The organism is Castellaniella sp., from assembly GCF_034675845.1.
In the GTDB taxonomy this organism is placed as follows: Bacteria; Pseudomonadota; Gammaproteobacteria; order Burkholderiales; family Burkholderiaceae_B; genus Castellaniella.
The window spans coordinates 243731-268732 of the sequence record NZ_JAUCCU010000002.1; the positions used below are offsets into that span (position 1 = coordinate 243731).

Consider the following 25002-nt stretch of genomic DNA (forward strand, 5'->3'; position numbering starts at 1 on the left):
TGACTGGACAAGCTGCCGATTCAGGTTTTCTTGCGGCTGGGACGGCGGCTGACGGCGGGATGTCCGTCTATGTGGTAGCGCAGGGGCTTGTCGGCCCAGGTACCCGCGTAGTCTACGCCGATACGCGGGCTGGTCGTGATTTTGGATGGGGCGGGAGATTCATCCTGGGCCAGCCACAAGGTATCACCGCACAGATCCATGCCGTAGTGGTCGAGGGTGATGTTCATGGCGCGGCACAGCCGCCCAGGGCCGTTGGTGGTGCTGTCTATTCCCGAGACTGGCGCCAGCGCCCGCAACAAGACGGCCGTGCCGCTGCCTTCGGGGCCGGTGACGACATTGATGCAATGGTACATGCCATAGATCAGATAGACGTAGGCATGGCCGGGCGGGCCGAACATGGCCCGGGTGCGGGCCGTGCGTCCGCGTGAGGTATGTGCGGCCAGATCCGTAGGGCCCAGATAGGCCTCGACCTCGGCGATGCGGCCGATGCGCAGGCCGCTGGGGGTGGCGTGTACCAGCAGTCGACCCAACAGGTCGGGGGCTACCGCCAGGGCGGGACGGTCGTAGAAGTCGCGGCCTAGCTTGTGGCACTGCCCCTGGATCGCATCAGAGGGCAGGCGCAATTTATCCAGATTGATGGGGGTGGCCATGGATGGGTTGTCGGCGCTAGGCCTGGGTGGCTGCCAGGGTCAATTGATCCAGCAGCCGAGTTTTGGCGGCGATGGGTAAGAACGAGGCGTTCAGGCTGTTGGCCGCCAGGGTCACCAGTTCGTCGTGCGAGAGATCCAGGGCCTGGGCGCAGGCCAGATAGTTATCGAGCAGATAGCCGCCAAAATAGGCGGGGTCGTCGGAGTTGATGGTGACCAGAACACCGGCGCGCAGCAACTGGGCCAGATTATGGTCGGCCAGCCGGGGGACCACGGCGAGCTTGAGGTTCGATAGGGGGCAGACGGTCAGCGGAATCTGGCGCTGGATCAGGATCTGCAAGAGAGCCGGGTCGTCGCTGCTGCGCACGCCGTGATCGATCCGGGCGACGTTCAGGGTATCCAGTGCCGTGCGGACATAGGCGGCCGGGCCTTCCTCGCCGGCGTGGGCCACCAGCATGAATCCCAGTTCGGCGCAGCGGGCATAAATATCAGCGAATTTTTCCGGGGGATTGCCCAGTTCGGCGGAGTCCAGCCCGATTCCAATCCAAAGATCCTGGTAGGCGTCGCGCAGGGGCAGCGCCGATTCCAGCGTGGCAAAAGCGTCATCCTGGGACAGGTGGCGCAGAAAACTCAGCAGCAGATAGCTGCTGATACCCAGGGTGTCGCGGGCCTCGCGCAGGGCACGGGCGAGACCGGCGAAGACGGTCTCGATGGGGATGCCGCGATGTGTGTGCGTCTGGGGATCGAACATGATTTCCGCATGGACCACACCATCGGCATGGATGCGCCGCAGATACGCCATGGTCAGGTCATAGAAGTCCTGCTCGGTCATCAGCACGCTGGCACCGGCGTAATACAGGTCCAGAAAGGACTGCAGGTCCGTGAACTGATAGGCAGCACGCACGGCATCCACATCGGCATAGGGCAGGGCGACGCCGTTACGGGCGGCGAGTTCGAACATGAGTTCGGGTTCCAGGGTGCCTTCGATGTGCAGATGGAGTTCGGCCTTGGGCAGGCGGCGCACCCAGGTGCGCAGAGCGGTGTCTTGCGGAGCGAGGGACATGTTGTGCTCGGTCTGGTTGGCGGACTTTGATTATAGGGCCGCAGGCTGTTGCGAGTTGCCGCAGAGGGGTAGACTGAGGACTGAGCTTGTCTGAAATCGGGGGCTGCGTCATGGAGGCTTCTATGGTGTCACCCGCGCACCGGGTGGATAATCAGGTGCCTGATTTGTCAGATTACAATCTGTATCTGATGGATGCGTGTCTGGCTGAAGGCGTGCGACGCGAGGGGGCGCAAAATCACGAAGCCAGTCTGGCTGCGTGGGGGCAGCGCCTGGGGCAGGCTGAGCTGGCCAGCTTGGCCGCCGAGGTAAATCGGAACGCGCCGGTCTTGCGCGCCTTTGATCGGACCGGGCATCGCATTGATACGGTGGACACGCATCCGGGCTGGAGCCGGTTCCTGTCCCTGGCTTTTGCCCAGGGCATGCAGGGACATGCCTGGTTGCGGCCCACGGCAGGGGCGCATGTGGCGCGGGCTGCTCATTATTTGATGCATGGCCAGATCGAAGCCGGGTCCTTGTGCCCCATCACCATGACCAGTGCCGCGATTCCCTTGTTGGCGCGTGAACCCTGGTTTGCCGATTTGCAGCCTAAGCTGGCCAGCGATCAGTACGATGACAGGGATCTCCCCCTGACCAAAAAGCATTCAATGATGGTCGGCATGGGCATGACCGAAAAACAGGGCGGTTCGGATTTGCGCAGCAATATCAGCCAGGCGCAGCCCGAGGGGGGCGATTGGTTTCGATTGACCGGGCATAAATGGTTTTTTTCCTCGCCGATGTCCGATGCGCACTTGATGCTGGCGCGCGATGGCGAAGCACATTCCTGTTTTTATGTGCCGCGCTGGGTCGCGGACGGTCAACGCAATGGCGTGCATATTCAGCGTCTCAAGGACAAGCTGGGCAATCGTTCCAATGCCAGTGCCGAGGTCGAGTTTGTGGATGCGCTGGGTCGGCGGGTCGGCGAACCTGGTCGTGGGATCGTTACATTGGTCGAAATGGCAGGCTATACCCGCATGGATTGCGTGCTGGGCAGTGCTGCTTTGCTGCGCCAGGGGGTGGTGCAGGCGATACATCATGCCCGGCACCGGCGGGCCTTTGGCCAGTACCTCATTGATCAGCCTTTGATGCGCCAGGTGTTGGCAGATCTGGCGCTGGAGTCCGAGGCCGCGACGGTGCTGGCGCTGCGTCTGGCGCGGGCCTTTGATCATCCGGAAAACCTGGCCGAGCAGGCCTGGCGGCGCATTTTGACGCCGGCGGCAAAGTTCTGGGTCTGCAAGCGCACCATCGAGGCCCTGGCTGAGTGCATGGAAGTCTGGGGCGGTAACGGCTATATCGAGGACGGTCCCATGGCGCGTCTTTATCGCGAAGCGCCGGTCAACTCCATCTGGGAAGGGTCGGGCAATGTCATGTGCCTGGATGTGCTGCGGGCGGCCCGGCATGCCGGTGCCTACATCAGCCAGGGGGTGGATGCCTTGGCCCAGCTGCATCACGAAGAACCTGCGCTGCGTGAAACGGCAAGCCGTGTGTTGCGGGGTTTGCAGGCGGATGCGGTACAACAGCCATGGCAGGCGCGCCAGTTGGCACAGGATCTGATCTTGCTGGTGCAGGCGGACCTGTTGCTGCGACATGCTCCGGCGGCGGTATCCCGGGCTTTTGTCGATAGCCGTCTGGCGGTGGGCGGTCGGGTATATGGGGCGTGCATGACTGCGTTGGCGACGGATGTCTTATTGCAGCGCGCCTGGCCAGAGTGAACAGCCGGTACAATGGGCCGCTGGTTGATGATGTGTCCTTCGACAGGCTCGGGACGAACGGAATTCTTATGGCTGTCTTGTGTGCTGGCGTGCGACTCTCTTATTCCTCAGACTTAGGCGTCTCTGCATATCGGACGCCTCGGGCAATGGCGTGCTTCGGACTGGTGCTGTGTCTGGCGGTATTGCTGTTTTGGCCCATGCCCGCTACTGCAGCTTCCTATACTTTGAAGGGGCAGGTGGTGCAGGTGGCTGACGGAGACACGCTGACTTTGCTGGTGGGTAGGCATCGTCAGCGAGTGCGGTTGGCCAGCATCGATGCACCCGAGACCGGACATGGTAGAAAGCAGCCAGGCCAGCCTTATGGCCAGGCGGCCCGGCGTGCGCTGGCGGACCTGGTGGCTGGTCAGACGCTGCAATTGCGCTGCTATGAACAAGACCGCTATGGGCGCGAGATCTGCGATGTGCCGTTGGCCGATGGACGGACCGCCAGTCAGGCGATGGTCGCCAGCGGCATGGCCTGGGCCAACCAACAGGGCGGGGGTAAGTATTTGCGCGACAACAGTCTGCTGGCCCTGCAGAACAAGGCCCGCCAACAGGGTTTGGGCCTATGGCGGGATGCTCAGCCGGTGGCGCCCTGGGATTGGCGCTGGATGTGCTGGAAAGCCCTTGAAACTGGAAAAAAGACCACCATCTGCTGATTATGCCTCTTAAAGTATTCGACCTCGCCTGCGAACATGACCACGTCTTTGAAGGCTGGTTTGCATCTCAGGAAAGCTATGACGATCAGTTGGCCCAGGCGCTGGTGCGTTGTCCTATTTGCCAGAGCAGCCAGATTACGCGCCGCGTGTCTGCACCGCATCTGAATCTCAGCCACCTGCGCCAGTCGCCGACACGCGATGCGCCTCAAGAGTCCGCCACACCTGCCGTCCCTAAAGGCCAGACTGCGGTGGCTGCTCCCTCCAGTCATCAATTGGCCAAACTGCAGGCCGAGGTCTTGCGCCAGGTACGCAATATTGTGCGTCAGACCGAAGATGTCGGCAGCCGCTTTGCCGACGAAGCCCGCCGTATGCACGAAGGCGAAACCAAAGAACGCCCCATCCGGGGGACCGCGTCTATCGAGGAGTGCCGCGAGTTGGCGGAAGATGGTATTTCCATCATGCCGATTCCCGATATTTTGGACGACGACCGCCTGCAGTAGGCCTGGGCACTACAACAAAAAACCGGCATACAGGCCGGTTTTTTGTTGTAGTGACGAAAGGCCACAGAGGCTTACATCACCCGGCTGCGGTATTCGTTGGTGCGCGTGTCGATTTCGATCTTGTCGCCGATATTGCAGAACAGCGGCACGGCGAGTTCGTAGCCGGTGTTGATCTTGGCGGGCTTGAGGACCTTGCCGGAGGTATCGCCCTTGACGGCGGGCTCGGTGTAGGTGATTTCACGCACGATGATGGTGGGCAGTTCCACGGAAATCGCACGGCCGTCGTAGAAGACGACTTGCACAGTCATGCCTTCTTCGAGGTAGTTCAGCGCGTCGCCCATGCTGTCGGCTTCGACTTCGTGCTGGTTGTATTCCTCGTCCATGAAGGCATACATCGGGTCGGCGAAATAGGAATAGGTGCATTCCTTGTTTTCGAGCATGACTTGCTCGAGCTTTTCGTCGGCCTTGTAGACGGATTCACTGGCGGAACCGGTCAGCAGATTTTTGAATTTGAGCTTGACGACGGCGGAATTACGGCCAGATTTGTTGTATTCGGTCTTTTGAACGACCAAGGGGTCATTATTGACCATCACGACATTGCCAACGCGCAGTTCTTGGGCGGTTTTCATGGTGTTAGGACTCCGGGGGATTGACATGCCCCGAGCAGACAAACACGCATATCGAGGCAACAGCAGAAAAAAGTTAACTGCACATTCTACCCTGTTTGACTGTGCTTCTGGCAAAACGCCACCAGACCGTGCGCTAAATCTTGTTGTTCAGCCAGTGCCTGGCTCCAGTCATGGCTGCGGTTTTGCCAGGATTTCCAGGCTGCTGGCGAGAGGGCATCGGTCATGGCCTGGGCCAGGGCAGCAGCATCGGCTTGATTCCAGGCTTGGTTCAGGGCGTGGGCAGCAGTGGGCCATTGGGCGCGATCCAACCAGGCCTTGAGCTTATCCAAGTGGGCTGACTCGGGCTGGCGGTAGATATGCCACACCAACGGGGCGCCTGCCCAGATGGCTCGTACCAAAGAATCCTCGCCGCGCACGATATTCAGGTCGCAGCACCATAGCAGTTCGTCAAAACGGTCCTGGGGTACAAAATCAAATGACTGGACGTGGAGCTGGTCCAGGCTGGTCAGCCCAGCCGGTGTTTGGCCAGGCACCAGCAGGTAAGTAGGCTGGCTTTGCCGGGCCAAGGCAGCCGTCAGGCCGGCCAGCGGGGCATTCGGATAACAGAACAGCAACACCAGACGGGCGTGCCGGGGCCAAGCAGTGGTGTCCAGTCCCGTCAGGGCCTGCAGGCGCTGAAAACGGTCTAGGGAACTGGATTGCTGGCGTCGGGTGAGCAGGTCTGGCTCGCGCAGCAAACCCCCACTGCCTGAGCTGAATCCTGGGAAGTAAAAGTATTTATTCAGGCCATTGGCTTGGGGGGATGGCAGGCCATGACAGCCGTCGATCCAGGATTCTGCGCTTAGATATTCCAGGTTGATCCACAGGCATTGCTGGCTCACCATGGCCGAGACGTAAGCAGGGGGCAGCGTACAGCCAAAGGCCTCGATCACGACGCCTGCGCTTGGCGGCGGCGTGTGTTCGGCCAGCGCCCAGAGGCTGACGGTGACGCCCGCCCGACCTTGTGTATCGAGGTCGGGATGGACGGCAGGCACCAGCCGTGCCAGCGTGGCTAGATCATCGATCCAGAGCCTGACGGTATGGCCCATGTCGGCCAGTTGGCGGGCCAGCCGCCAGCAGACGCCTGCGTCGCCGTAGTTGTCGATGACGCGGCAAAACAGATCAAAGGACAGGGTGTTCGGTGGCATGGGGGCACAGGCCTGAATGGCTGTGGGCTGGTTTTGCAGGCCGGGTGGGGTTAGAAAGCGGTATCAATGAAACTGCACGGGCTCGGGGTCGATTTCCTCGGGGAGTTCCGGGTGTTGCATTTCGCCCAGCATATTGGGGAAAAAGGGCGTGCCGCAGTCTTCGCAGAATTCCAGTGCCTGCAAACCGGGCAGTCGGCGCACGTCCTGGATGCCTGCCTCGCACAGCAGGGCTGCCAGCGTGTCCCAGGTGTCCACCTGACCATCGGCGCCTTGGTCGGGGGCGGATTCCTCGGGGCTGAGGGCAGGCCAGACGCAGCCATAAATAACGTCGTTGCTGAGCCGCGTGCAAAAGCCGATGCGGTATTCCTCGATGGCTTGTTCGCCGCAGGCGACGATGGCGGCACGCAGATCCTGCCCGGGCAGATGGGCGGCGGTCTGCAGCCATGTCACGGCTGCCTTCAGGGTCAGAGGCCGAATCGCCTGGTCTGCCTGGCGGGTGCTGTTGTAGAAGGCCTCGGGAGGCAGGTATTCCATGAGGCAGCCGGTAAATAGCGGATCAACGATGCGGGTGCAGCCCTCGGCCCACTGCGCCGTCACTGAGGCCCGGCTGGCGGCATCGTCGGCGGGCAGGGCCTGCCATTGAAACAGTGGCTGTCCCTGAGGAACCACGACCAGGGCCATCAGAAAATAGGCATCGGCCAGCAGGTCTTCCGGAATTTCGGCCTGGCGAGTGTCGGGTGCCTCGCGGCGGGCCCCCAGGGCATGTTGGGCCAGCGCGGTCACCCAGGTGCGGGTGTCGCGGAATGACTGGGGAAGCTGGTCAAAGCGCACCAGTTCGGGAATCAGGTAGTGCGTCGCGCCTGGGGCCAATACCGTTGTACTGAGCAGATCGGCCAGTTGCTGGCGTTGGTCGGTGTTCAGTTGTCCTGTCGGCAACTGGTAGCGTGTCCAGGCCAGGATAGGGGCCGAGATCAGTTGCGCTTCGTAGGTCTGATCCTGATGGCTGAGGGTAATGGCCTCGGAATGAGCCTCGGCCTGTTCAACCAGGATTTCGTAGGCGGCAGAGCGCTCGTCCAGCAGATAATCCAGCGCGGACTCGACGGGATGGCCCTGGCGTGAGCTCAGGGCCTTGATGAGGGTCTGACCCAGGATTTGTTGCCACCAGAGTGCTTCCAGTCGGCTGCCACAGGAGGACAGGGACTCGGCTAGCGAAATCAGGCTCTGGGATGCGCGGGACAAAGAGGATGAACGGGAGCGAGCAGGCATGGAGCACCAGAAATATCAGGGTTTCATTAGTGTACCGCGACCATCGCGATTGCTTGGGCGATAAAAAGCCCCGGCTCGTCCGGGGCTGGGTGCGAGAGGCGCCCTGAGGCGCCCAGCGAGGTCAATCAGGCATCGACTGTGTTCGCCACGGCGGTGAAGTCCTCGATTTGATCGAAGTTCATGTAGCGGTAGATTTCCTGGCTGTCCTTGGCCAGCAGGCCCATGGCTTCCAGGTATTCTTCGCGGGTGGGGATGCGCCCCAGGCCCGAGCAGATGGCTGCCATTTCGGCGGAACCCAGGAACACATTGGCGTTTTTACCCAGGCGGTTGGGGAAGTTCCGGGTGCTGGTGGAGAACACCGTGGCGCCTTCGCGCACCTGGGCCTGGTTGCCCATGCACAGAGAGCATCCCGGCATTTCCATGCGTGCGCCTGCCGTGCCAAAGGTGCCGTAATGGCCTTCTTTGGTCAGTTCGCTGGCGTCCATCTTGGTGGGGGGGGCCACCCACAGCTTCGAGGGCAGATCGCGTTTGCCCTTGAGTAACGCGGCGGCGGCGCGGAAGTGGCCGATATTGGTCATGCAGCTACCGATGAAGACCTCGTCGATGGCGGTGCCGGCCACATCGGACAGCGTCTTGACGTCGTCCGGGTCGTTCGGGCAGGCCACGATGGGTTCGTGGATGTCGGCCAGATCAATGTCGATCACGGCAGCGTATTCGACATTGTCGTCGGGTTCAACCAGTTGCGGATCGGCCAGCCAGGCTTCCATGTTCTTGATGCGGCGGCTCAGTGTGCGGGCATCCTGGTAGCCATTGGCGATCATCCATTTCAGCAGCGTGATGTTGCTGTTCAGGTATTCGATGATTGGTTCTTTGTTCAGGCGCACCGTGCAGGCAGCCGCCGAGCGTTCGGCGGAGGCATCGGAGAGTTCGAAAGCCTGCTCGATCTTCAGGTTGGGCAACCCTTCGATTTCCAGGATGCGACCGGAGAAAATGTTCTTCTTGCCTTTCTTTTCGACCGTCAGCAAACCCTTTTTGATGGCGTACAGCGGGATGGCGTTGACCAGGTCGCGCAGCGTGACGCCAGGCTGCATTTCACCCTTGAAGCGCACCAGCACGGATTCAGGCATGTCCAGCGGCATGACGCCGGTGGCGGCGGCAAAGGCCACCAGGCCGGACCCGGCGGGGAAGCTGATGCCGATCGGGAAGCGTGTGTGCGAATCGCCGCCGGTGCCGACGGTATCAGGCAGCAGCATGCGGTTCAGCCACGAGTGGATGATGCCATCGCCCGGACGCAGGGCCACGCCGCCACGGGTGCTGATGAAGGTGGGCAGTTCGTGGTGGGTCTTGACGTCTACGGGCTTTGGGTAGGCTGCGGTATGGCAGAAGGACTGCATCACCAGATCGGCTGAAAAGCCCACGCAGGCCAAGTCTTTCAGTTCGTCGCGGGTCATGGGGCCAGTGGTGTCCTGGCTGCCCACCGAGGTCATGCGCGGTTCGCAGTAAGTACCTGGGCGCACGCCCTGGCCTTCAGGCAAGCCGCAGGCGCGACCGACCAGTTTTTGTGCCAGTGAATAGCCCTTGCCGGTATCGGCGGGAGATTCGGGCAGGCGGAACAAGGTGGTAGGCGGCAGGCCCAGCGATGCGCGGGCCTTGGCGGTCAGGCCGCGGCCGATGATCAGCGGAATCCGTCCGCCGGCGCGGACTTCGTCCAGCAGCACGTCGGATTTCAGCTGGAATTCGGCGATGACCTGGCCATCTTTCAGGGCTTTGCCATCGTAGGGGCGCAGTTCGATCACGTCGCCCATGGCCATGGCGGAGGTGTCGAGTTCGATCGGCAGGGCGCCAGAGTCTTCCATGGTGTTGTAGAAGATCGGGGCGATCTTGCCGCCCAGGCATACCCCGCCAAAGCGCTTGTTCGGCACGAAGGGGATGTCTTCACCCGTATGCCAGATGACGGAGTTGGTGGCGGACTTGCGTGAAGATCCGGTGCCGACTACATCGCCCACATAGGCAACCAGGTGGCCTTTTTTCTTCAGTTCAGTGATGAGCTGGATCGGCCCGACCTGACCGGGGGCATCCGGCGTAATGCCGTCGCGCGGGTTTTTCAGCATGGCCAGGGCGTGCAGCGGGATGTCCGGGCGGCTCCAGGCGTCAGGGGCGGGGGACAGATCGTCCGTGTTGGTTTCGCCGGTGACCTTGAAGACGGTCAGCGTCATGCTTTCGGGGACTTCGGGGCGGCTGGTGAACCATTCGGCGTCGGCCCAGCTTTGAATCACGGCCTGGGCGTGGGGGTTGCCAGCCTTTGCTTTTTCTTCGATATCGTGAAAAGCGTCGAACACCAGCAGGGTTTTTTTCAGGGCTTCGGCGGCGACGGATGCCAGGGCCTCATGGTCCAGGAGTTCGATCAGGGCGCTGATATTGAAGCCCCCCAGCATGGTGCCCAGCAGTTCGGTGGCATGCGTGGGGCTGATCAGGGCACAGGTTTCGCTGCCCAGCGCCACGGCAGCCAGATAAGAGGCCTTTACTTGGGCGGCGTCATCCACGCCAGCCGGCACACGGTGCGTCAGCAAATCCAGCAGGAATTTTTCTTCGCCTGCGGGCGGGTTTTTCAGCAGTTCGATGAGGTCGGCGGTTTGTTTTGCCGTCAGAGGAAGCGGTGGCGTGCCAATGGCTTCACGGGCGGCGGCTTCGGTACGATAGGAGTCCAGCATGGAAATGCCCCAGTCAGAAAGGGTTTGAGAATGCGGGCATTTTAAAGGGGATCGGCAGTTTGAGCAACAGTCTTATATAAGACATAAGACTTGGATGTGATGGCGGTTCGGGGTTGAACCGCCCCATCAACGGACTTAGAAGCGGTAGCCGACCCCGACCGTGGCGACCCAGGGATCGACCCGGGCTTTGCCGATGTTGGCACCATTCAGGCGCACTGTGGACGAGATGTCGATATAACGCAAGTCTGCGTTGAGAAACCAGCGCTCATTCAGCTTGATGTCCACGCCGGCCTGGGCGGCAACGCCCCAGGAATCACCGAGGCTCAGGTCGCCCAGCGAGCTCTTGGTGCTGAAGAAAGTGGTGTAGTTCAGGCCGATGCCGACATAGGGCTGGAAGGTTGATTCGGGCAGAAAGTGCCATTGCACGCTGAGGGTGGGGGGCAGTTGCTTGGTCGAGCCGATTTCACCGATGCCTTTGGCGTTGATCGTGTGCTTGAATGGCACGGCGGCCAGCAGCTCGATCCCGATGTTTTGAGTGGCCATATAGGTCACGCTGAGGCTGGGGCGGGTGCTGCCATCGATGTCGAGCTTGACGGCGCCGTTGGCGACGGTGCCGTTATTCGATTTTGGTTCGACGTGTGTGACGCCGACCTTGACCAGAATGTCGCCTGCTTCGTGAGCCAGCACGGGGCTGGCGGCAACTGAACAGGCCACCAGAGCGCAGGCAAGGGTGGTTTGACGAAGATACGATGCCATGAGAGGGCCTCCATGTTGGCAGTGTGGTTTTATGCAAGGCCCTATTGTGTTCAGAAGCCGGTTAAAAAGCTTTAATCCGGATCAAGTAAATGGCAGTTTATTTAATATGTGAGTGGTTTTTGTGTGCTTGGCTAGGAGCGGTGGAGTAGAGCCGGGGTGGTGCTTCTGTCTTTGGGGGCGCGGTCGGCCAGCGCCGGATGCTGACGAAGGGAGCCGGGGGGCTTTCGTCGGGCGTGTTTGAGGCCGTAGGCCGAGTTCGCCCGACGCCCCGGCGGACGAGGCAGATCCGGGGAGTCCGGCCAAAGGCCGGACCGCTGGCTGGCGCCCCCAAAGACAGAAGCACCACCCCGGCTCAGGGGCGCAGGCTATGCATCCGCCAGCAAATCCTGATATTCAGGATGTTTCTGCACATAGGCTGCGACATAAGAACAGACTGCCTGGATTTTCCAACCTTGTGCGCGGGCCGTGTCCAGCCCGGTGCGCACCAGATCGGCGGCTATTCCGCGTCCGCCTACCGAGGCGGGTACCCCGGTGTGCGTGAATGCGGCAACATTGCCGGACAGCACATAATCCAACACGCACAATTGGCCGTCTTCGGTCCATTCGAACCGGGAGGCGGTTGCATGGTGGCGGATGGCGCGGGGCGCAACCCCCGCAGTTGCGCCGTTGGCAGGTGCCTTAGATGACATACAGATCCACGTATTCGTGCACCGGCATGGCTTCCAGCTTCGCCTGATCCAGCGAGACGTCCAGGATGCGCTGCTGTTGGCGTGCCGGGAACTGGCGGGCCAGATTGGTGCGGAATTTTTCCTCCAGCAGGGGGATGCCGTCGGCCCGGCGACGCTTGTGGCCGATCGGGTATTCGCAGACGATCTCGTCCAGCGTTGTGCCGTCGTTGAATTCGACGGTCAGGGCATTGGCGATCGAGCGCGTTTCCGGGTTGTGATAGTCGGCGGTGAAGGCCGGGTCTTCCACGCAGGTCATTTTGTCGCGCAGGACATCAATGCGTGGATCGGCAGCGATGCCGTCTTCATAGTCGGCGGCGGTCAGGCGACCGAAGATGATAGGCACAGCCACCATGTACTGGATGCAGTGATCGCGGTCAGCCGGGTTGTTCAGCGGGCCTTTTTTGTCGATGATGCGGATGCAGGCTTCGTGCGTGCGGATGGTGATTTTCTTGATGTCCGCGTCGGTTTTGCCGGCGGCGACCAGTTTTTCGTGGATCTGCATGGCGCATTCCACGGCGGTCTGCGAGTGGAACTCTGCCGGGAAGGAGATCTTGAACAGCACGTTTTCCATGACGTAGCTGCCATAAGGGCGCTGGAATTTGAAGGGCTGGCCTTTGAACAGCACGTCATAGAAGCCCCAGCCCGGTGCGGACAGCACCGAGGGGTAGCCCATTTCGCCCGTGCGGGCGATCAGGGCCAGACGCACGGCGCGGCTGGTGGCGTCGCCCGCCGCCCAGGATTTGCGGCTGCCGGTGTTGGGGGCATGACGATAGGTGCGCAGGCTTTGGCCATCGACCCAGGCCAATGACACGGCATTGATGGTTTCCTCGCGCGAAAGACCCAACATCTGGGATACCACGGCGGTAGAGGCGACCTTGACCAGCACCACGTGATCCAGTCCGACCTTGTTGAAGGAGTTTTCCAGTGCGATGCAGCCCTGGATTTCGTGGGCCTTGATCATGCCCTCGAGCACGGCACGCATGGTCAGGGGGGCCTTGCCCGCCGCCACGGCATTGCGCGACAGCCAGTCGGCCACCGCCAGAATGCCACCCAGATTATCCGAGGGATGGCCCCATTCGGCAGCCAGCCAGGTGTCATTGAAGTCCAGCCAGCGAATCATGCAGCCGATGTTGAAGGCTGCCTGGACTGGGTCCAGCTGGAATTGAGTGCCGGGGACCTTGGCGCCGTTGGGGACCACGGTGCCGGGCACGATGGGGCCCATGAGCTTGCGGCAGGCCGGGTATTCCAGGGCTTCCAGGCCGCAGCCCAGGGTGTCGATCAGGCAACTGCGGGCGGTGGAAAGCGCCAATTCGCTGTTGATTTGGTAGTCGAGTACGTAGTCGACAATATCCACCAGCACCTGGTCGGGCTGGGGGCGGACGTTTGAAATAGTCGCAGACATAGTGATTCCTAAAGAATTGCGGCTTATTTGCGCTTGGACAGTGGGACGAATTTCCGGTCTTCCGGGCCGACGTAGTTGGCGGTCGGGCGGATGATTTTGTTGTCGATGCGTTGTTCGATGATATGGGCTGACCAGCCTGCCGTGCGGGCGATCACGAACAGAGGGGTGAACATGGCGGTGGGCACCCCCATCACGTGGTAGGACACGGCGGAGAACCAGTCCAGGTTGGGGAACATTTTCTTGGCGTCCCACATGACGGATTCCAGGCGTTCGGCAATGTCGAACATCTTGGTCGAGCCGGCGGATTTGGAGAGTTTCTTGGCGACGGTTTTGATGACTTCATTGCGTGGGTCCGACACGGTGTAGACCGGGTGGCCAAAGCCGATGACGACTTCCTTGGCTTCGACGCGGCGGCGGATATCGGCTTCGGCCTCGTCGGGGGTGTCGTAGCGCTTCTGGATTTCAAAGGCGACCTCGTTGGCGCCGCCGTGTTTCGGGCCGCGCAGGGCGCCGATGGCGCCTGTAATGGCTGAATACACGTCGGACCCGGTGCCGGCGATGACCCGGCCCGTAAAGGTGGAGGCATTGAATTCGTGTTCGGCATACAGGATGAGCGACGTATGCATGGCACGCACCCACTCGTCCGAAGGCACTTCGCCGTGCAGCAGGTGCAAGAAATGACCGCCAATGCTGTCATCGTCGGTTTCGACGTCGATTTGCTTGCCATTGTGGCTGTAGTGATACCAGTACAACAGGGCCGAGCCCAGGCTGGCCATCAGGCGGTCGGCAATGTCGCGGGCGTCGGGTAGGTTGTGGTTGTCTTTTTCGGGCAACACGCAGCCCAGCACCGAAGCTGCCGTGCGCATGACGTCCATCGGGTGGCTGGCGGCAGGCAGGGCCTCCAGGGCCATCTGTACCTGCAGCGGTAGGCCGCGCAGGCGGCGCAGCTTTTCTTTGTAGGCGGTGAGTTCGGCCTTGTTGGGCAGTTTGCCGTGAATCAGCAGGTGGGCGACTTCTTCGAATTCGCAGGTATCGGCGATATCCAGGATGTCATAGCCGCGATAGTGCAGGTCGTTGCCGCTGCGGCCCACGGTGCACAGGGCGGTGTTGCCCGCGACAATGCCCGACAGCGCCACCGATTTTTTAGGCTTGGGGCCTGCCGCAGGGGTGCTGGGGGCTGCGGTATCGGATTTTTTGCTTTTGGAGGATGTTGCCATCAGAGGTCTCCTTGGGAACAGAATAAAGGGGATGGGACCGGCGCGTTCAGTTGGCCTTGCCTTTGCCTTGCTGAAACAAGGCATCAAGCTGTGCTTCGTAGTTGTGGTAGCCGATGCGGTCGTAGAGTTCTTCGCGGGTCTGCATCAGGTCGATGACACTGTGCTGGTGGCCGTCGCGGCGGATGGCCTGGTAAACGGCTTCGGCGGCTTTATTCATGGCGCGAAAGGCGGACAGCGGGTATAGCACCAGCCCGACTCCGGCACTGGCAAGCTCTTCTACCGTGAACAGGGGGGTCTTGCCGAACTCGGTGATGTTGGCCAGGACTGGCACAGGCAGGGAACTGGAGAATTTTGCGTAGGTCTCCAGATCATAGGAGGCTTCGGCGAAAATTGCATCCGCACCGGCTTCGACGCAGGCGTGGGCGCGTTCCAGGGCGGCATCCACCCCATCGACAGCGATGGCGTCGGTGCGGGCGATCAGATAGAAATCGCTGTCGGTGCGGGCATCGGCGGCAGCTTTGACGCGATCGGCCATTTCTTCGATGCTGACGATTTCCTTGCCGGGCCGATGGCCGCAGCGCTTGGCGCCGACCTGGTCCTCGATGTGGCAGCCGGCGGCGCCGAATTTAATCAGGGATTTGACGGTGCGGGCGATATTAAAGGCCGACGGGCCAAAGCCGGTGTCGATATCCACCAGCAGCGGTACGTCGCAAACATCGGTGATGCGACGGATATCGGTGAGCACGTCATCCAGGGTATTGATGCCTAGATCGGGCAGGCCCAATGAGCCGGCAGCGACGCCGCCGCCCGATACATAAATAGCCCGATAGCCGGCGCGTTTGGCCAGCAGTGCGTGATTGGCGTTGATGGTGCCGATGATTTGCAGCGGGGATTCTTCGGCGATGGCTTGGCGCAGCAGGGCGCCTGGAGAGGAAGGACGGGTCATGAACGGCTCCGGTGTGCAGCCGCGCCGGGCAGACCCTGTGCGCGGCAGAATCGCCCCGGATAAGGGGCGGAGTTCCAGTCGGTGGTAGAGGGATTTTGTGCCCGGAAAGGATCCTTGTCTGTCATCGGCTGGACATTTGGTGGCCCGCACCGGTTGGGTGTCCGGGCGGGCCGCCGCAGAACGAATTATTTCAGGAGATCGGCGATGCCGTCGCGTTCTTCCAGCAGTTCGTTCAGGGTATGGTCCATGCGCTCACGCGAGAAAGCGTCAATTTCCAGGCCGCTGATGCGCGTGTATTCGCCGTTTTCTGTGGTGACCGGCACGCCGTAGATGATGCCTTCAGGGATGCCATAAGAGCCGTCGGAGGGGATGCCCATGGTGACCCATTTGCCATTGCTGCCCAGCACCCAGTCGTGGATGTGGTCGATGGCGGCGTTGGCGGCCGAGGCCGCCGACGACAGGCCGCGGGCCTCGATGATGGCGCCGCCGCGCTTGCCTACGGTGGGGATGAAGGTATCGGCGATCCAGGCCTGGTCATTGACCAGCGACTGCGCGGATTGGCCGCCGATGGTGGCAAAGCGCGTGTCCGGGTACATGGTGGGCGAGTGGTTGCCCCACACGATCAGTTTTTCGATGTCGGCCACGGCCTTGCCGGTCTTGGCAGCCAGTTGGGACAGGGCGCGGTTGTGGTCTAGGCGCAGCATGGCGGTGAAGTTTTTGGCCGGCAGATCCGGGGCGGATTTCATGGCAATATAGGCATTGGTGTTGGCGGGGTTGCCCACCACCAGAACCTTGACGTTGCGGCTGGCAACTTCGTTCAGGGCTTTGCCCTGGGCCGTGAAGATCTGCGCATTGACCTGCAGCAGGTCTTTGCGTTCCATGCCTGCGCTGCGCGGACGGGCGCCCACCAGCAGGGCCACATCAGCGTCCTTGAAGGCGGTGCGTGGGTCGCTGTGGGCGCTCATGCCGGCCAGCAGCGGAAAGGCGCAGTCGTCCAGTTCCATCATCACGCCGTGCAGGGCTTTTTGGGCGCGTTCGTCCGGAATTTCCAGCAGTTGCAGAATGACGGGCTGGTCCTTGCCGAGCATTTCGCCCGAGGCAATACGAAACAGCAAGGCATAGCCGATTTGGCCGGCGGCGCCCGTGACGGCAACGCGCATGGCGGGTTTGGACATAGTGATTCTCCGAGTGGGATGGTAAACAGTATCCGGAATCAGGGGAATGGCGCACCAGAGCCCGGTTTGGCCAGGCTAGCCAGCGGCAGCATCATATGCCCTGATAAAAGTGCCGAAAAGAGTAGTGTATTTCATCCCTCAACGTCAAGAGTCTTATATCTTATATAAGACAGAAGAGTATTAGACATCTGACCGTGGAAATGCGAAAATAGCGCAGTTCCATTTTGTAGCATGGGCTGCCCTGCAACATTTCCAAGACATGTCAGATACTTCCCAGCTAGATCGCCAACAGCCGCCAGGGCGCACTTCTCATAGTGCCGCTTTCAGCCCGCTGTACCAGCAGATCAAGGGGCTCATCTTGCAGGGGCTGGATCGCGGCGAATGGAAGCCCGGCGAATCCATCCCCAGCGAACTCGAGCTTGCCGCACGATTCCAGGTCAGCCAGGGGACTGTGCGCAAGGCCATCGACGAACTCGCTGCGGATAACCTCTTGATCCGCCGCCAGGGCAAGGGCACTTTTGTGGCCACCCACAACGAAGCCCGCGTACGGTATCGGTTTTTACGCCTTAGTCCGGACGATGGCCAGCCGGGAGTATCCACCAGCCAGATACTGGACTGTCGCCGCACCAAGGCCTCGGCCGATATCGCCGCCGCCCTGGATCTGCGGGCGGGCGATGCCGTGGTCAATATGCGTCGGGTGCTGTCTTTTGATGACATCCCGACGATTCTGGATGATATCTGGTTGCCTGGCAGTCCCTTCAAAGGCCTGACACTGGAATTTCTACAACGCTACCGGGGGCCGGTGTATGCCTTGTTCGAGACCGAGTTCGGGGTCAGCATGGTACGTGCCGAGGAAAAAATCCGTGCCGTAGCGGCCAGCCAGATCCAGGCGGAACACCTGCAGGTCTCAGCGGGTAGTCCGTTGTTGCAAGTAGAGCGTATTGCTTACACTTATGGCGACCGACCCATGGAGTTGCGGCGGGGGCATTACGTAACGGAACGCCATCATTATCGCAACAGTTTGAATTGACCCGCAGATCGGCGAAAATGCCGCATCAGCACTGAATTTTTTCTTATCCACTACGAGGCCATCATGTCTGAATCAGTCAAAAAGCCGCGCCCGCAGTTTCGTAATCTGGGGTTATCCGACCTCATGAGCTACAAGCTGCCAAACGCGGGCAAAGCTTCCATCCTGCACCGCATCAGCGGCGCGCTGCTGTTTTTGGCGCTGCCGGTGATTCTGGTCCCGCTGTTTGCCCAGAGCGTCCAGTCGCCAGAGACCTTTGCAGCCATGAAAGACTGGGTATCCAGCCCCGCCTGTAAGATCGTGCTGCTGGTGTTGATGTGGGGGTATTTCCACCATTTCTGCGCGGGCATCCGCTATTTGACGCTGGATCTGCACATCGGCAATGACCGTATTCCTTCGCAGCGCTCTGGTGCGCTGGTGATCATTATTGGCCTGGTGCTGACCGCCGTGTTTGGCCTGAAACTGTTTGGAGTCTGGTAATGACACATGAACGCATCGGTCGCAAGCGCCTGGTCGTGGGCGCCCACTACGGGACACGCGATTTCATTGTGCAGCGCATGACGGCGGTCATCATGGCCGTCTACACCTTGATTCTGGTGTTTTATGCGGTGTTTGTCCCTAGCCTGGGCTTCGAGTCCTGGCGTGCCTTTTTCGTCTTTACGGTCGGTGCGCTGCCAGTGGGCCAGATGCTGGCTACAGTGGCATTTCTATCCCTGATCTGGCATGCCTGGGTGGGTGTGCGCGATATCTGGATGGATTATGCCCGTTCTGATGGCCTGCGCCTGTTTCTGCAGGTACTGACTGCGCTGTGGCTGGTGGCCGCCGCCGCCTTCTTTATCAAAATTCTCTGGAGTCTCTAACGTGGCAGCTGTCAAGAAATCTCTCCCGCGCCGCCAGTTCGATGTGGTGGTCGTTGGTGCCGGCGGGGCCGGCCTGCGCTGCGCTCTGCAACTGTCCAACGCCGGCCTGACCGTCGCCGTGCTGACCAAGGTCTTTCCCACGCGTTCGCATACCGTGGCAGCCCAGGGCGGCGTCAGTGCATCGCTTGGCAACATGAGCGAAGACCACTGGCAGTGGCACATGTATGACACCGTCAAGGGCTCCGACTGGCTGGGCGACCAGGACTCCATCGAGTTCATGGTGCGCGAGGCCCCCAATGCCGTGTACGAACTCGAACATTTCGGCATGCCTTTCGACCGCAATCCGGACGGCACTATTTACCAGCGTCCCTTTGGCGGGCATACCTCGCATTTTGGCGAAAAACCTGTCCAGCGCGCCTGTGCTGCCGCTGACCGCACCGGTCATGCCATGCTGCATACGCTGTACCAGCGCAACGTCGCGGCGCGCACCAATTTCTTCGTCGAATGGATGGCACTGGATTTGCTGCGCAATAACGATGGCGATGTCTTGGGCGTCACGGCCATCGAGATGGAAACCGGCGAAATCTACGTCTTGGAAGCCAAGCACACGGTGCTGGCGACGGGCGGCGCCGGTCGTATTTGGGCGGCCACCACCAATGCCTTCATCAATACCGGCGACGGTCTGGGCATGGCGGCGCGTGCGGGCATTCCCCTGCAAGACATGGAGTTCTGGCAATTTCACCCCACCGGCGTGGCCGGTGCCGGCGTGCTGATCACCGAAGGTGTGCGCGGCGAGGGCGGCTTTCTGCTGAACAAAGACGGCGAACGCTTCATGGAACGCTACGCGCCTCAGCTGAAAGACCTGGCGCCGCGCGATTTCGTCTCGCGCTCGATGGACCAGGAAATCAAGGAAGGCCGAGGCTGTGGCGATGGCAGCTATGTGCACCTGAAGCTCGATCATCTGGGGGCGGAAACCATCCAAAAACGCCTGCCGTCGATTCGCGAGATCGCCATCAAGTTCGCCAACGTCGACCCGATCAAGGATCCGATCCCGGTCGTGCCGACCATTCACTACCAGATGGGCGGCATTCCGGCCAACTACCATGGTCAGGTCATGACGCTGGTCAACGGCGAAGAAAAAATCGTCAACGGGCTGTACGCCATTGGCGAGTGCGCGGCAACCTCGGTGCACGGCGCCAATCGCCTGGGCACCAATTCTCTGCTGGATCTGGTGGTGTTCGGCCGTTCGGCCGGCAATTTCATCGTCGACCAACACCCGGAACGCCAGCACAGCCATCAGGTGCTGCCGGACACCGATATCGATGCCTCCATGGATCGTGTCAATCACCTGGAAACCCGCACCTCGGGCGAAAAGCCCCAGGATGTCGTGCACAAGATGCAGCTGGCCATGCAAAGCCATTATGGGGTGTTCCGCAAGATCGACAAGCTCAAGGAAGGCGAAGCGGTCATCAATGATCTGGTGCCCGAAGTCCACGATATGTATTTTTCGGACAAGTCCAAGGTCTTCAATACGGCCCGCCTGGAGGCGCTCGAAGTCGCCAATATGATCGAGGTCGCCCGAGCCACCTCCAAGTCCGCTGCCAATCGCCTGGAATCCCGTGGCGCCCATGCGCTGGACGAATATCCCGAGCGTGACGACGTCAACTGGCTCAAGCACACGCTGTGGTTTGCCGAAGACAATCGCCTGGAATATAAGCCGGTGCGCATGAAGCCCTTGACTGTGGACACCATTCCGCCCAAGCCGCGTACCTTCTAATCTGGATAACGTAATGACCAAACGTATCGTTAAATTTGAAATCTACCGCTACGATCCGGACAAGGACGAGCGCCCCTACATGCAAAAGCTGGAAGTCGAGCTGCAGCCATCGGACAAGATGCTGCTGGACGCCATCATGCGCATTAAAAATGAGGTCGATGATGGCCTGGCGCTGCGCCGCTCCTGCCGCGAGGGCGTATGCGGTTCGGATGCCATGAACATCAATGGCCATAATGGCCTGGCCTGCACAACGAATCTGCTGACCCTGACCGAGCCCATCGTGCTGAAGCCTTTGCCTGGCCTGCCGGTGGTGCGCGATCTGATCGTCGACATGACGTTCTTCTACGATCAGTACCATTCGATCAAGCCCTACCTCATCAACGACGAGCCGCCCCCCGAGAAAGAGCGCCTCCAGTCTCCTGAGGAACGCGAGGAACTCAACGGCTTGTACGAGTGTATTTTGTGCGGCTGCTGTTCTACGGCCTGTCCGTCTTTCTGGTGGAATCCGGACAAGTTCGTCGGTCCGGCGGGCCTGCTGCAGGCGTATCGCTTTATCGCGGATTCTCGCGATCACGCCACGGGCGAGCGGCTGGATAACCTCGAAGATCCGTATCGCCTGTTCCGCTGCCATACGATCATGAACTGTACCGAAGTCTGCCCCAAGGGTTTGAACCCGTCGGCCGCCATCGGCAAGATCAAAGAAATGCTTGTGCGCCGGACGGTGTAACTCGCATGTCTGACGATCTGACTGATCTGGACCGCGCTCGCCTGCGTTGGCGGGCGCGGCGCGGCCTGCTCGAAAACGACCTCATCATCACGCGCTTTCTGGATCTTCACGAAGCGCAGTTGTCCGAGGTCGATGTCCGAGCACTGACACAACTTTTCGACATGGGCGACAACGAATTACTCGATGTTCTGTTGGGGCGTAGCGACGTGTCTGGCATTTATGACACGCCCGATATCCGGCGGCTCGTTGAGCAAATGAAAGCGCTGTAACTTAAAGGAAAATCACATGCAGCTATCCAATAAAAAAGCCACGCTATCGTTCTCCGACGGCAGTCCTGCGGTTGAATTCCCGGTGTATCAGGGTACCGTTGGTCCCGAGGTTATCGATATCCGCAAGCTCTATGGCGAAACCGGGATGTTTACCTTTGATCCGGGTTTCATGGCTACCGCATCCTGCGAATCCGCCATCACCTTTATTGATGGGGGCAAGGGGCAACTGCTGTATCGTGGTTATCCGATCGACCAACTGGCCAAGAAATGTGATTTTCTGTCCATCGCCTATCTGATCATGAACGGCGATCTGCCGGATGCTCAGCAAAAATTTGCCTTTGATGATCTGGTCACGCATCACACGCTGGTGCATGAACAAATGCACACGTTTCTGCAGGGCTTCCGCCGCGACGCCCATCCGATGGCGGTCTTGACGGGCTTGGTAGGGGCGCTGTCGGCCTTTTATCATGACTCCACCGATATCACCAATCCGGTGCATCGCGAGGTGTCGGCTATTCGTCTGATTGCCAAGATGCCTACCTTGGTCGCCATGGCCTATAAGCATTCTCTGGGCCAGCCTTTTATCTATCCCAAGAACGACCTGTCCTATACGGGCAACTTCCTGCGCATGATGTTCGCCACGCCGTGCGACGACTACCAGGTCAATGAAGTTGTTGAGCGTGCACTGGACCGTATTTTCATCCTGCATGCAGACCACGAACAAAACGCATCGACGTCGACGGTACGTCTGTGCGGCTCGTCGGGTACGAATCCGTTTGCTGCGATTGCCGCTGGTGTGGCCTGCCTGTGGGGTCCTGCCCACGGGGGCGCCAACGAGGCCTGCCTGAACATGCTGGAAAACCTCCAGGCCAATGGCGGCATCGAAAAAGTCGGCGAATTCATGGAAAAGGTCAAGGACAAGAACTCGGGCGTGCGCCTGATGGGCTTTGGCCACCGCGTGTATAAGAATTTCGATCCGCGCGCCACCATGATGCAGGAGACCTGCCGCGAAGTGCTGGATGCGTTGGGCCTGCATAACGACCCGCTGTTCAAGCTGGCCATGGAAGTCGAACGCATTGCCCTGGAAGATCCGTATTTCGTCGAGCGCAAGCTCTATCCCAATGTGGACTTCTATTCCGGCATTGTGCAGCGTGCCATCGGCATCCCCACGTCCTTGTTCACGGCAATCTTTGCCTTGGCCCGTACGGTGGGCTGGATCGCCCAGTGGAATGAAATGCTGTCCGATCCCAGCTACAAAATTGGTCGTCCGCGCCAGTTGTACACCGGTGCTGCGGTACGTGACGTGAAATAAGCGCACTGGGTTTTTTCGGCATCTGATGCCGGATTAGGAAAACGGGCCTTCGTGAATGCGGAGGCCCGTTTTTTGTGGGTACTCGGCATGGATGGAATTTTGCTGCGGTCGGTTCATGGCTGAATACTATCAAGGGAGGTGACTGTCCTTTTGTTCAGTAGGCGCCTCAATTCAGGAACTCAACCCCTTTGCAGGGCTCAGAAGGTTCGTCACCACTGCCGGGGTAGGTGTGCCCCAAATAAGCAAAGGCGCCCGCAGCTGGGTGTTCAGTGTGAAAACCACACTGGTTTTGGTCTATTTTTGTGCGATTCTTCTGCATTATGAAAATTGGACAGATTGGGTCGCCAACGTCGAATTCGAAAACGAGCTGATCAGGCCTTCTCTAATAGACATAAAGGAAAATACATGCTGTCAACAGATGAGGACACTCCGGAATCTACTGACTACTACGGACGGGCGAGAGAGGTTGCTTTAGCCTATGGCTGGGTTACGGTCAGCCTCATCCAGCGCCAACTTAGATTGGGCTACGGGTTCGCGCTCTCGTTGGTAGATGGACTGGAACACAGGGGAGTTGTCGGTACTATCGATGCCACGGGTCGCCGTCTTGTCCTCTTTGATGCGGAAGACGACATAGCTCGTGCGGTGGCAGCTTCCGATTCAACTATTGCCTCGGCCCAGAAGACTAAATTGAGTCTATCCATTACCCCACAAAGTCCGCTTAGTTATCGGCTCAGTCGCGATAAGATCGAACACTCTATTGCGCTAACACCATCATTGCGTCGCCGCGATGATTTTTACTGCGAACTATGCGCCGAGCAGCAGATCTTTGAAAAAATTATTCTTACGAGATATTTCTCAGGTGAATCACGGCATGGGACATTCGAAATTCTAGTCGAATGTCTCCGGCCTAGTCTCAAAGCTTGTTTCGAGGTCGAGACGGTCACTGTTGTCGTGCAACCGGAGAATGTGAGAATTGCACAATTTCCTACCTTTACTGTTGTTCAGAATGGCGCGGAAGATTTCCATGATTGTACGTTGAGGGGATTTTCGGCTTCAAATTGGCAACAAAAGTGAGCAAAGGAATCAAAAAAGACAGCATCCTTGTTTACTTGCATTGCGACGATCTGCCGTGGGCACAGCGCATCACGGACTATCGACACAGCACTGTGGTTGTTTTTCACGTGGAGGGTGTCAATGGCCATTAACAGAGGGCGAGGTCAACACTGAGCTTTTTTGAAAATAAATATGCGCCGCTTGCGGCTAATGCTGTACATCAGAATAGAAAGGAGCACCGTATGCCGCCATCTTGTGATCAATATTTGGAATTACTTAGCGAGTTTGAATCTTTACCAAAAAAAGCGTGCAGTAAAAGCATATTTGACGTGGCCGGGTATCCACATTACGAAAATGTGGCTAGTAATGTATTAGCATTCTTTCTTAACCCAAATAACGAACATGGCCTTGGCAAGTTAATGCTTTCCTCTCTTCTAAATCTTGCTGGTGCAAATGAGACAAACCAAAGTAATGTTCAGATAAGTCGCGAAGTATATACAGTAAATGGTGGGAGGCTAGATATACTAATAGAGACCGAAAGCCAGTTGATTGGCATTGAAAATAAAATATATCATTTTCTTGCAAATGACCTAGAGGACTATGGGAAATCACTTGACGAATGGGCGAAGCCCAATCAATTGGCCGTCATGAAAATCATTCTTTCTATAAGGAAAGAAAAAGAATCTTTTGGTTTTATATGCATCACCTATGAGGAGTTTTTTTTAAAAATTAAAGAGCATCTTGGGAATTACGTAACCACATCTTCTCAAAAATGGCTTTTGTATCTCATAGATTTTATAAATACTATAGAAAATTTAAAAGGTGGCGATATGGAATTTGATGAAAATGATAAGTTTTTTATTAAAAATGAGAGTAGGATAAATTCATTAATTAGCGTAAAAAATATGTTTTTATACAAGCTCAGATATAGAATTCAAAAGTTACAAGAAGAAATAAAAAAACCTGATGTATGTGAAAAGCAGTGGATATATGCAGGATATTGCTTGGTACATGATTTTAATCTTTCGGGAAATTTGATTGCCTTTGATTTGAATATTTGCCAAGCAGGATGGGAATTGACGTTGTTTGGAAGAGATCAATCGTCAAATGAATATATAATACAATTATTATCTAGGTGTAGCGATCATATCGCCATAGAAAAAGGTAGATTAGCTTTGGCAAGATGGCCTATCTTTACAGAATTACATGAAATAAAGGAAAAGCTTTGCGAATGGATGGTGTGGGTCGTTAAAGAGGATGCTAATAGATCGCTCAAAACGGACGCTGCACAATAAACCAGCACA

The 25002-nt window shown here is 58.7% G+C and carries 23 protein-coding genes and 1 pseudogene; 12 read left to right on the top strand and 12 right to left on the bottom strand.

Annotation, left to right across the window (positions count from 1 at the left end; genetic code table 11):
- Nucleotides 1-20: 20 nt before the first annotated feature.
- Both VDP81_RS12775 and VDP81_RS12780 read right to left on the bottom strand, forming a co-directional pair.
- The gene (locus tag VDP81_RS12775) at nt 21-650 is read right to left on the bottom strand and encodes a DNA-3-methyladenine glycosylase (RefSeq protein WP_322997227.1); all 630 of its coding nucleotides are present in this window, start codon (nt 648-650) and stop codon (nt 21-23) included.
- Between the two features lie 16 nt (nt 651-666).
- A complete protein-coding gene (locus VDP81_RS12780) occupies nt 667-1710 on the bottom strand; it encodes an adenosine deaminase (RefSeq protein ID WP_323012536.1) in 1044 nt (347 codons plus the stop codon).
- Between the two features lie 122 nt (nt 1711-1832).
- Between VDP81_RS12780 and VDP81_RS12785 the strand changes: the two genes are divergently transcribed.
- The 3 genes from VDP81_RS12785 (at nt 1833) to VDP81_RS12795 (ending at nt 4656) form a co-directional block, all read left to right on the top strand.
- Nucleotides 1833-3458, top strand: coding sequence for an acyl-CoA dehydrogenase family protein (locus VDP81_RS12785; RefSeq protein WP_322997394.1), 1626 nt, complete (start codon nt 1833-1835; stop codon nt 3456-3458).
- A 146-nt stretch (nt 3459-3604) separates the two neighbouring features.
- Nucleotides 3605-4156, top strand: coding sequence for a thermonuclease family protein (locus tag VDP81_RS12790; protein ID WP_322997229.1), 552 nt, complete (start codon nt 3605-3607; stop codon nt 4154-4156).
- 2 nt (nt 4157-4158) lie between these two features.
- A complete protein-coding gene (locus VDP81_RS12795) occupies nt 4159-4656 on the top strand; it encodes a DUF1178 family protein (protein WP_322997230.1) in 498 nt (165 codons plus the stop codon).
- A gap of 71 nt (nt 4657-4727) precedes the next feature.
- Here VDP81_RS12795 and efp read toward each other — a convergent pair whose 3' ends face one another.
- The 10 genes and pseudogenes from efp to VDP81_RS12845 form a co-directional block, all read right to left on the bottom strand.
- Nucleotides 4728-5285, bottom strand: coding sequence for an elongation factor P (gene efp, locus VDP81_RS12800; RefSeq protein WP_322997231.1), 558 nt, complete (start codon nt 5283-5285; stop codon nt 4728-4730).
- Between the two features lie 86 nt (nt 5286-5371).
- Complete coding sequence (gene earP / locus VDP81_RS12805) at nt 5372-6472, bottom strand: elongation factor P maturation arginine rhamnosyltransferase EarP (RefSeq protein WP_323012537.1); 1101 nt, start codon at nt 6470-6472, stop codon at nt 5372-5374.
- A 129-nt stretch (nt 6473-6601) separates the two neighbouring features.
- Nucleotides 6602-7738 (bottom strand): annotated as a pseudogene (locus tag VDP81_RS12810) (DUF2863 family protein); the annotation flags it as partial.
- 125 nt (nt 7739-7863) lie between these two features.
- Entirely contained in the window at nt 7864-10449 is a 2586-nt protein-coding gene (gene acnB, locus VDP81_RS12815; RefSeq protein ID WP_323012539.1) for a bifunctional aconitate hydratase 2/2-methylisocitrate dehydratase, read from the bottom strand.
- 135 nt (nt 10450-10584) lie between these two features.
- Nucleotides 10585-11205, bottom strand: coding sequence for an OmpW/AlkL family protein (locus VDP81_RS12820; RefSeq protein WP_322997235.1), 621 nt, complete (start codon nt 11203-11205; stop codon nt 10585-10587).
- A 365-nt stretch (nt 11206-11570) separates the two neighbouring features.
- A complete protein-coding gene (locus VDP81_RS12825; protein WP_323012540.1) occupies nt 11571-11894 on the bottom strand; it encodes a GNAT family N-acetyltransferase in 324 nt (107 codons plus the stop codon).
- Entirely contained in the window at nt 11884-13335 is a 1452-nt protein-coding gene (locus tag VDP81_RS12830; protein WP_323012541.1) for a bifunctional 2-methylcitrate dehydratase/aconitate hydratase, read from the bottom strand. The genes VDP81_RS12825 and VDP81_RS12830 overlap by 11 nt, the downstream gene beginning before the upstream one ends.
- 23 nt (nt 13336-13358) lie before the next feature.
- A complete protein-coding gene (gene prpC / locus VDP81_RS12835) occupies nt 13359-14552 on the bottom strand; it encodes a 2-methylcitrate synthase (RefSeq protein ID WP_323012542.1) in 1194 nt (397 codons plus the stop codon).
- 46 nt (nt 14553-14598) lie between these two features.
- Complete coding sequence (gene prpB / locus VDP81_RS12840; RefSeq protein WP_323012543.1) at nt 14599-15498, bottom strand: methylisocitrate lyase; 900 nt, start codon at nt 15496-15498, stop codon at nt 14599-14601.
- 185 nt (nt 15499-15683) lie between these two features.
- Nucleotides 15684-16673, bottom strand: coding sequence for a malate dehydrogenase (locus VDP81_RS12845; protein ID WP_323012544.1), 990 nt, complete (start codon nt 16671-16673; stop codon nt 15684-15686).
- A gap of 259 nt (nt 16674-16932) precedes the next feature.
- Here VDP81_RS12845 and VDP81_RS12850 point away from each other — a divergent pair, with 259 nt between their 5' ends.
- The 9 genes from VDP81_RS12850 (at nt 16933) to VDP81_RS12890 (ending at nt 24993) form a co-directional block, all read left to right on the top strand.
- Nucleotides 16933-17703, top strand: coding sequence for a GntR family transcriptional regulator (locus VDP81_RS12850; protein WP_323012545.1), 771 nt, complete (start codon nt 16933-16935; stop codon nt 17701-17703).
- 63 nt (nt 17704-17766) lie between these two features.
- Nucleotides 17767-18180 (top strand): succinate dehydrogenase, cytochrome b556 subunit, encoded by a 414-nt coding sequence (gene sdhC, locus VDP81_RS12855; RefSeq protein ID WP_322997242.1) that lies wholly within the window; start codon nt 17767-17769, stop codon nt 18178-18180.
- On the top strand, nt 18180-18560 hold the full coding sequence (sdhD, locus tag VDP81_RS12860) for a succinate dehydrogenase, hydrophobic membrane anchor protein (protein ID WP_322997243.1): 381 nt from the start codon (nt 18180-18182) through the stop codon (nt 18558-18560). Before sdhC ends, sdhD begins: the two co-directional genes overlap by 1 nt.
- 1 nt (nt 18561) lies before the next feature.
- Nucleotides 18562-20337 carry a succinate dehydrogenase flavoprotein subunit gene (gene sdhA / locus VDP81_RS12865; protein ID WP_322997244.1) on the top strand — a complete coding sequence of 592 codons (1776 nt, stop codon included), beginning with the start codon at nt 18562-18564 and terminating at the stop codon, nt 20335-20337.
- A gap of 13 nt (nt 20338-20350) precedes the next feature.
- On the top strand, nt 20351-21064 hold the full coding sequence (locus VDP81_RS12870) for a succinate dehydrogenase iron-sulfur subunit (RefSeq protein WP_322997245.1): 714 nt from the start codon (nt 20351-20353) through the stop codon (nt 21062-21064).
- Nucleotides 21065-21069: 5 nt separating this feature from the next.
- Nucleotides 21070-21333, top strand: coding sequence for a succinate dehydrogenase assembly factor 2 (locus VDP81_RS12875; RefSeq protein WP_322997246.1), 264 nt, complete (start codon nt 21070-21072; stop codon nt 21331-21333).
- A gap of 16 nt (nt 21334-21349) precedes the next feature.
- The gene (gene gltA / locus VDP81_RS12880; RefSeq protein WP_322997247.1) at nt 21350-22645 is read left to right on the top strand and encodes a citrate synthase; all 1296 of its coding nucleotides are present in this window, start codon (nt 21350-21352) and stop codon (nt 22643-22645) included.
- A gap of 405 nt (nt 22646-23050) precedes the next feature.
- Nucleotides 23051-23719, top strand: coding sequence for a DNA translocase FtsK (locus VDP81_RS12885; protein ID WP_323012546.1), 669 nt, complete (start codon nt 23051-23053; stop codon nt 23717-23719).
- Nucleotides 23720-23940: 221 nt separating this feature from the next.
- Nucleotides 23941-24993 (top strand): PD-(D/E)XK nuclease family protein, encoded by a 1053-nt coding sequence (locus tag VDP81_RS12890; protein WP_323012547.1) that lies wholly within the window; start codon nt 23941-23943, stop codon nt 24991-24993.
- Nucleotides 24994-25002 lie beyond the last annotated feature (9 nt).

What these genes read in the sequence shown, in the direction of transcription:
- VDP81_RS12775 (WP_322997227.1), bottom strand. Translation starts at nt 650, where the DNA reads ATGGCCACCCCCATCAATCTGGATAAATTGCGCCTGCCCTCTGATGCG.
- VDP81_RS12780 (WP_323012536.1), bottom strand. Translation starts at nt 1,710, where the DNA reads ATGTCCCTCGCTCCGCAAGACACCGCTCTGCGCACCTGGGTGCGCCGC.
- VDP81_RS12785 (WP_322997394.1), top strand. Translation starts at nt 1,833, where the DNA reads ATGGTGTCACCCGCGCACCGGGTGGATAATCAGGTGCCTGATTTGTCA.
- VDP81_RS12790 (WP_322997229.1), top strand. Translation starts at nt 3,605, where the DNA reads ATGGCGTGCTTCGGACTGGTGCTGTGTCTGGCGGTATTGCTGTTTTGG.
- VDP81_RS12795 (WP_322997230.1), top strand. Translation starts at nt 4,159, where the DNA reads ATGCCTCTTAAAGTATTCGACCTCGCCTGCGAACATGACCACGTCTTT.
- efp (WP_322997231.1), bottom strand. Translation starts at nt 5,285, where the DNA reads ATGAAAACCGCCCAAGAACTGCGCGTTGGCAATGTCGTGATGGTCAAT.
- earP (WP_323012537.1), bottom strand. Translation starts at nt 6,472, where the DNA reads ATGCCACCGAACACCCTGTCCTTTGATCTGTTTTGCCGCGTCATCGAC.
- acnB (WP_323012539.1), bottom strand. Translation starts at nt 10,449, where the DNA reads ATGCTGGACTCCTATCGTACCGAAGCCGCCGCCCGTGAAGCCATTGGC.
- VDP81_RS12820 (WP_322997235.1), bottom strand. Translation starts at nt 11,205, where the DNA reads ATGGCATCGTATCTTCGTCAAACCACCCTTGCCTGCGCTCTGGTGGCC.
- VDP81_RS12825 (WP_323012540.1), bottom strand. Translation starts at nt 11,894, where the DNA reads ATGTCATCTAAGGCACCTGCCAACGGCGCAACTGCGGGGGTTGCGCCC.
- VDP81_RS12830 (WP_323012541.1), bottom strand. Translation starts at nt 13,335, where the DNA reads ATGTCTGCGACTATTTCAAACGTCCGCCCCCAGCCCGACCAGGTGCTG.
- prpC (WP_323012542.1), bottom strand. Translation starts at nt 14,552, where the DNA reads ATGGCAACATCCTCCAAAAGCAAAAAATCCGATACCGCAGCCCCCAGC.
- prpB (WP_323012543.1), bottom strand. Translation starts at nt 15,498, where the DNA reads ATGACCCGTCCTTCCTCTCCAGGCGCCCTGCTGCGCCAAGCCATCGCC.
- VDP81_RS12845 (WP_323012544.1), bottom strand. Translation starts at nt 16,673, where the DNA reads ATGTCCAAACCCGCCATGCGCGTTGCCGTCACGGGCGCCGCCGGCCAA.
- VDP81_RS12850 (WP_323012545.1), top strand. Translation starts at nt 16,933, where the DNA reads ATGTCAGATACTTCCCAGCTAGATCGCCAACAGCCGCCAGGGCGCACT.
- sdhC (WP_322997242.1), top strand. Translation starts at nt 17,767, where the DNA reads ATGTCTGAATCAGTCAAAAAGCCGCGCCCGCAGTTTCGTAATCTGGGG.
- sdhD (WP_322997243.1), top strand. Translation starts at nt 18,180, where the DNA reads ATGACACATGAACGCATCGGTCGCAAGCGCCTGGTCGTGGGCGCCCAC.
- VDP81_RS12870 (WP_322997245.1), top strand. Translation starts at nt 20,351, where the DNA reads ATGACCAAACGTATCGTTAAATTTGAAATCTACCGCTACGATCCGGAC.
- VDP81_RS12875 (WP_322997246.1), top strand. Translation starts at nt 21,070, where the DNA reads ATGTCTGACGATCTGACTGATCTGGACCGCGCTCGCCTGCGTTGGCGG.
- gltA (WP_322997247.1), top strand. Translation starts at nt 21,350, where the DNA reads ATGCAGCTATCCAATAAAAAAGCCACGCTATCGTTCTCCGACGGCAGT.
- VDP81_RS12885 (WP_323012546.1), top strand. Translation starts at nt 23,051, where the DNA reads ATGCTGTCAACAGATGAGGACACTCCGGAATCTACTGACTACTACGGA.
- VDP81_RS12890 (WP_323012547.1), top strand. Translation starts at nt 23,941, where the DNA reads ATGCCGCCATCTTGTGATCAATATTTGGAATTACTTAGCGAGTTTGAA.